Below are 6,020 nucleotides of genomic sequence, written 5' to 3'. Positions count from 1 at the left end.
ACGATTTATTATGTTCTTATGATCTTGCTGTTCGAATATCAATGATATTGATAAGCATGCCCGTAATGACATTCTCAGCATCAGTCATCAAATACAGCAACTCAAGGACAGTATCCATGTCAACATCAAAATCTGCTGCCATCAAAAACCGCGTGTCAAAAAAAACAAATGCACTGGTTTTGGCTATTGTCACCACATCACTGACGATGGGAGTGTCAATGAGCGCTCAGGCTGGAAGTCTCAGTAGTTTGTTCGGTAATAATAGCAGTGGTTCATCAAAGTTTTTGCCAGTGGATCAAGCTTTCAAAGTAAAAAGCAGCACCAAAGCGACCAGTAAAGGCACGCAACTATCGATTGCTTTTGACATTACGCCTGAACACTACGTTTATAAAGATCAGCTCAGCTTACGTTTTCCTAAGGGCGTGAGTGCCACGCCGTTCAAGTTCAGTCAAACGCCTGTCTCTGTTGACGATCCAACTTTTGGTCAAGTACCTGTATTTACCCAACGCAGTGTTGTGGCTACGACAACGTTGACCACCAATAACGGCAAAGGTGCGAAGAATGCACCAGTTGTGATTGGTTGGCAAGGTTGTGCAGAAGCAGGACTATGCTATCCACCAGAGAAAATCAGCACTAAGGTTGATATTGCTCTAACACGCTAGGGCGCGTTTGCATTTTAAAAATGGTGAGAGAAATGAGATAAATGGTAGTCAAACAAGAAAAATAGCGCAGATAACATCGAGATATTAGTCAGCTATTTGACGCTGTTTGGCAACATTTAGCCATTTTTAACCCAGTTAAATAACTATCGATCGAACCGAAGACACGCCCTAAGCATCTGACTCAAAAATTAGAAATAATAGGTAGCCATTCATGCCATCTAAGACACCAAAAGAACAGCCACTATCGACGGTAAGTAGAAAGACTGCGAAGCGACCGAAAAAGCTGTCTGCTCTGCTAGCGCTTACATTAATGAGTGGCTCATTGCTGCCCACAGGGTTGGTTACCGCTGGGGTGTCGCTTGCACCTGCGTCGGCGCAAGCAACGGGATTGGGTAGTTTGTTCGGTAATAGCAGTAGTGCACAAAAGAAGTTTTTGCCGGTTGATCAAGCTTTTCAGGTCACGACTAGCAGTGATGCTACCGAATCAGGCACACGCTTATCGATCAACTTTGATATCACGCCCGAGCACTATGTCTACAAAGACCAAGTTGAACTGACCCTACCTGCTGGGGTAAACGCGACGCCTTTCCAGTTTAGTCAAACGCCTGTTTCAATCGATGACCCGACATTTGGGCAAGTGCTGGTGTTCGATCAGGTGAATATGGTTGCAAGCACCACACTGACCACCAACGATGGAACAAGTGTAAACGATGCAGCTGTGGTGATTGGTTGGCAAGGTTGTGCCAAAGCAGGGCTGTGCTACCCACCTGAAAAGATTAATACCACGGTCAGCATTGCCGCTTCACCATCCCAGTCTATCGCAGCTAGCTCAAGTAGCAGCACCGCTCAATCGTCTACCGCAGAATCCGCTTCAACCTCCACAGCTAGTAGCTCTGCAACTAATAACAATCAGACAGATACAAATATTGCGTCATCAGAGCCAAATGCAGCAACGATAGAAAGTGAAGATGGCAGTGGTTCATCTGTTGCCTCTGAGCAAATGGACGATGAGGTCGTTGATTATGATTTGGTAGAAGGCGATGTTTTAGAGGGTGAGATGATCGGCACCAATACGATTACTGGTGCAGGTAGCGAAGTAACAGCCAGTCAGATGACCAGTAGTGACGCTGCTATTGATAGTAGTGCAAGTGCCGGCGTCGATGGTGATCCGTTTGGATTAGCCTCTCATCCTTGGCTAGCATTGGCGTTGTTGTTTTTAGCAGGGCTTGGTTTGGCGTTGACCCCCTGTGTGTTGCCGATGTTACCTATTGTGGCCAACATTGTCGCTCGGGAAGAGAATCCAACGGTCAAACGTGGCGTTATGCTAACCACCAGCTATGCTATCGGCGTGGCGACGGCATATGGCATTTTGGGTGCGATCATTGCGGTATTTGGTCAGTCGTTGGGTATTATAGGTTGGCTACAGAACCCCGTGATACTTATCAGTTTTGCGATTGTTTTTGTGCTGTTGGCGCTATATATGTTGGGCATTTTTAGTATTCGATTACCGCATGCAATCAGTACTAAGATGCAAGGCTTGAGCCAAGCAGGTGATAGTAAGCTTGGCAGTGCTGGGGGTAGTTTAGTTGCTGGGTTTTTATCAGCATTAGTGGTGTCTCCTTGTGTGTCTGCACCGTTGTTCGGTGCGTTGCTTGCTGTCTCGACTATTGGTAGTCCGTTGCTTGGCTTTGCAGCCTTATTCGTGCTTGGGTTTGGCTTGTCAGCGCCACTCATTTTGATCGGTGCGACTCAAGGCAAGATCATGCCAAAAGCAGGCGAGTGGATGAACTGGGTCAAGCAAGGTTTTGCATTATTGCTCTTTGCTGTAGCCTTACTGTTGATTGAGCGCGTCTTTATCTCACCAGCCATGCTGATAGTATGGGCGCTGTGGTTTATGGTCGTGGCGACATGGGCGTGGAGCTGGCTGGGTCGCGGGCGCATGTTGACGCAAGCGCTAGGTCTTATCTCTGGTATTTGGGCAGCGTGTTTACTGATAGGTGCGGCCCTAGGGAATGACGATAGCTTGCAGCCACTGGCATCATTGAGTGCTGCCCCTGTGATGATGCAATCAGGAAGTGAACCTGCAGCAGGTGGTAGCAGCGCTACTGATGAGTACATCACTACGCTTGCAGAGCTAGATGCTATCCTTGCAAGCAATGAAAAAGTCATTGTCGATCTGACGGCTGATTGGTGCATTGAGTGTCGTATCATGGATAAAAACTTATTTCAAAATCGCCCAGCACAAATGCAGGACTGGAAGTTGGTTAAGTTGGATATCACAGAAACCACAGATGAATCCAAAGCGATTTTAGCGCGTTATCAGCTCTTTGGTCCGCCAGCCTTGATCTATTATCAAGATGGTCAAATAGTCAATCAGCAGGTAGGTGAGACTGGTCGCTCAGAATTTGAGCAAACGTTAAGCGCTCTCAACCAATAAGCTGATCTAAGGAATACTCTCTATAAAGAAAAAGCCAAGGTGCCTCAGGTACGCGTTGGCTTTTTGTTTGTCAGGGCGTGTCTTAGTTTTTCGGAGTGTATCTTAGTTTTTCAGAGTGTGTCCTAGTAGTGGTGTTTTTTCATCTATATTACTTGTCTTTCGGATTAAAATATCTCTAGGCATTGTTATCACTATCAGGATGAACGCGTGCATAACACATGCCTTTTGTGCAATACTAGCGCTGGTATAGTCTGTGTATTTTTATTACAATAAGGCAACAACTTCGAGGATAGCTGCAAAGCTCAATGCCGTTCAGTGATGACACTCGATGTCCAAAAATGACTGATTTTATCTCGTTTTATTTCGATTTTAGCGTTGACGCTAATGGCCATATTAATTACCTCAAATGATACTCTGCTGATCTTACTGCCAGTTAGATAAAGGACACCTATGTTTGCCCATATTACGATTCAACGTCAATCACAGCGCAGCAATGCAATACCGTCTCGGAGTCTGCATAGCCGTCTACGTATCGCCATTGCCGTTGCTTTGAGCTTTGCTGCATTTCAAGCTCAAGCTGCCACTGATGAGCAAGCTGAACTTGAGCTACCAGCCTCAGAAGCTGGTTTAGATCATGAGAGTTATGAGTATGAAGACTATGTTTTACCGCAAAGCAGCGATGAACAATCATTAGATCCTATGGTTGGCGGTCAGTATCAAAAAGTGATCAGTAAAGAGTTCGTTGCCAAGCAGGCAAAGCTGTTTTCTGAATGTTCACAAGTACAAAATAGTGCGTCACGTTTGGCATGTTTTGACAAAGTTGCTGAGCAAGGTGAAACACCAAGCTACACGATGACCAAGCAGCCAGTGGATTTGGCCAAAACTTTCCAGAGCACACTCTCGGGTAATCCGCAGGTAGTTTTTTTAGAAGAAAACTCTACTGTCGTTTCTACCGCAGGCGATGGTGAAACTACTGACTCAATAGATGATGAGTCTACCGGTATTGAGTTTACTGATAATGGGCTTAACGACACTGAGTATTTAGATACAGATAGCTTGACGCAGCAGCAAAAAGAAGAACAACTGCTTGCAGATGTGGGTGTTACCCAAACAGATATCGAAAGGTATACTCCACTGAGTCAGTCTTATGATTTGGATCAAAACAGTGAGCGAGGGACTTGGACGGTCAGACCATATAGACCAACCTATATCTTACCACTCTATTATACTTTTGATCCAAACTTGACGCCAAGCTCACCAACGCAAGATATAGAGACCTTTACGTCTAACGAGTTACGTGAAACTGAGCTGAAGTTTCAAGTGTCTTTAAAGACAAAAGTAGCAGAGGATTTGTTCGATACCAATGCTGACTTGTGGTTTGGTTATACCCAAGAATCTCATTGGCAGGTGTATAACGAAGATAATTCTCGACCATTCCGCGCCACAGATTATCAACCTGAGGTGTTTTTAACCCAGCCAGTGACCGCTGATTTACCTTTTGGTGGTCGTCTGCGTATGTTAGGCGGGGGTTTTATACATCACTCTAATGGGCAAGATGATCCATTATCACGCTCTTGGAACCGTGCATATCTGTTGGCAGGCGCAGAATGGGGCAATCTGTCAGTCATACCGCGATTGTGGACGCGAGTAAAAAATGAAGATGACAGCAGCGAGGACAACCCTGATATTGAAGACTACATGGGCTACGGGGATATCAAGTTTTTATATGACTTGCCCAATGAACAAAGCCTAAGCGGTACGCTACGCTACAACCCAGGCACCAATAAAGGCGCTGCACAGATTGATTATATCTATCCATTGTCAGAAAACGTCAACGGCTATGTGCAACTGTTCCAAGGTTATGGTCAATCAATCATCGATTACAATCATGAAAACACCTCCATTGGTTTCGGCATCGTACTAAATGACTGGAAAGGTTTTTAAGAGACGAAAACCTCAGTATTATTGATGAAGAGCAATAGATGATGCGGCGACTGGCTCCCTATCAAACTGGGCTTTGGCTGGCAGAGTATATCGATATACGCTGTCAGTTGTGCCGTGTTTGTCGCAGCGTACCGAATTTTAGACGACCGCATCTTGCAACAGATCTGGCTTCTACGTCCGTCACTGCTATATCCGCTGCCTCTACGACTGATAAGCCTATCAGCCCCACAGAAAAGACAGTCCCTGATAAGCGTCGTCATAAAGTCAGACGCAATCTGAGTCGTGGTCTGTTATGTGCCGCCTGTCATGATAGTGTTGTGTGGTTGCCCAAACCTTTTACGGTTGATATTGCTGCTGGTATCACCCTCTCTATCCAAGCAGCGACTTACTACGATTATCCAATTCGTCAAGCGATTCGAACGTTTAAGCATGACGAAGACATGACCAAACTGCCGCTATTGCTCCATGTATTGCGTCAGTTACCACGACCTCATGGCTGCCATGCTGGCAACAGTGTGATTGTCGCCATGCCGACGACCAACCAACGATTGGTCAAACGCGGTTTTGATCCTGTCAGCATTCTATCTGCGCAGTTATCTAAACATTGGCAGATTCCGCTCTGGCGGGGTGTAGAGCGAGTCGATGATGCTATCAGCCAGCAAGGGTTGACACGTGCCGAGAGACTGACGAATTTAGACAATGCATTTGCCTTAATCCAACCCCCTCCTGTCAAACGCCTGCTGTTATTCGATGATGTCGCAACCACAGGTTCCAGCCTACAAGCACTTGGGCGTGCACTGTATGGGACATCTCCCACGAGGACAACAGACCAGTCGCCACCGACTCATCTGTATCAAATGCATGCTTATGCGTTAGCACACGGTAGTCAGTTATAAACGGCTGACTGGATGCTCATACGCATGGCTGTGGCGTTGTCAACGATAGTCCTAATACAACACGCTCTAATATCCGACACA

Annotated in this window: 4 protein-coding genes; all 4 read left to right on the top strand. The window is 46.0% G+C overall.

The features are described 5' to 3' along the window. Positions 1 to 116: 116 nt before the first annotated feature. Positions 117 to 662 carry a protein-disulfide reductase DsbD domain-containing protein gene (locus tag L0J61_RS08445; RefSeq protein ID WP_301466008.1) on the top strand — a complete coding sequence of 182 codons (546 nt, stop codon included), beginning with the start codon at positions 117 to 119 and terminating at the stop codon, positions 660 to 662. A gap of 211 nt (positions 663 to 873) precedes the next feature. Then, on the top strand, positions 874 to 3,099 hold the full coding sequence (locus tag L0J61_RS08440) for a protein-disulfide reductase DsbD domain-containing protein (RefSeq protein ID WP_301466007.1): 2,226 nt from the start codon (positions 874 to 876) through the stop codon (positions 3,097 to 3,099). Between the two features lie 450 nt (positions 3,100 to 3,549). Continuing rightward, complete coding sequence (locus L0J61_RS08435) at positions 3,550 to 5,043, top strand: phospholipase A (protein ID WP_301466006.1); 1,494 nt, start codon at positions 3,550 to 3,552, stop codon at positions 5,041 to 5,043. A gap of 38 nt (positions 5,044 to 5,081) precedes the next feature. Continuing rightward, positions 5,082 to 5,939 (top strand): ComF family protein, encoded by an 858-nt coding sequence (locus tag L0J61_RS08430; RefSeq protein WP_301466005.1) that lies wholly within the window; start codon positions 5,082 to 5,084, stop codon positions 5,937 to 5,939. Positions 5,940 to 6,020 lie beyond the last annotated feature (81 nt).

This window comes from Psychrobacter sp. (assembly GCF_030457785.1).
In the GTDB taxonomy this organism is placed as follows: Bacteria; Pseudomonadota; Gammaproteobacteria; order Pseudomonadales; family Moraxellaceae; genus Psychrobacter.
This window is presented reverse-complemented; position numbering and strand designations above follow the sequence as displayed.

Bases quoted from the DNA above. Each gene is read 5' to 3' on its own strand.
- L0J61_RS08445 (WP_301466008.1), top strand. From the start codon at position 117: ATGTCAACATCAAAATCTGCTGCCATCAAAAACCGCGTGTCAAAAAAA.
- L0J61_RS08440 (WP_301466007.1), top strand. From the start codon at position 874: ATGCCATCTAAGACACCAAAAGAACAGCCACTATCGACGGTAAGTAGA.
- L0J61_RS08435 (WP_301466006.1), top strand. From the start codon at position 3,550: ATGTTTGCCCATATTACGATTCAACGTCAATCACAGCGCAGCAATGCA.
- L0J61_RS08430 (WP_301466005.1), top strand. From the start codon at position 5,082: ATGATGCGGCGACTGGCTCCCTATCAAACTGGGCTTTGGCTGGCAGAG.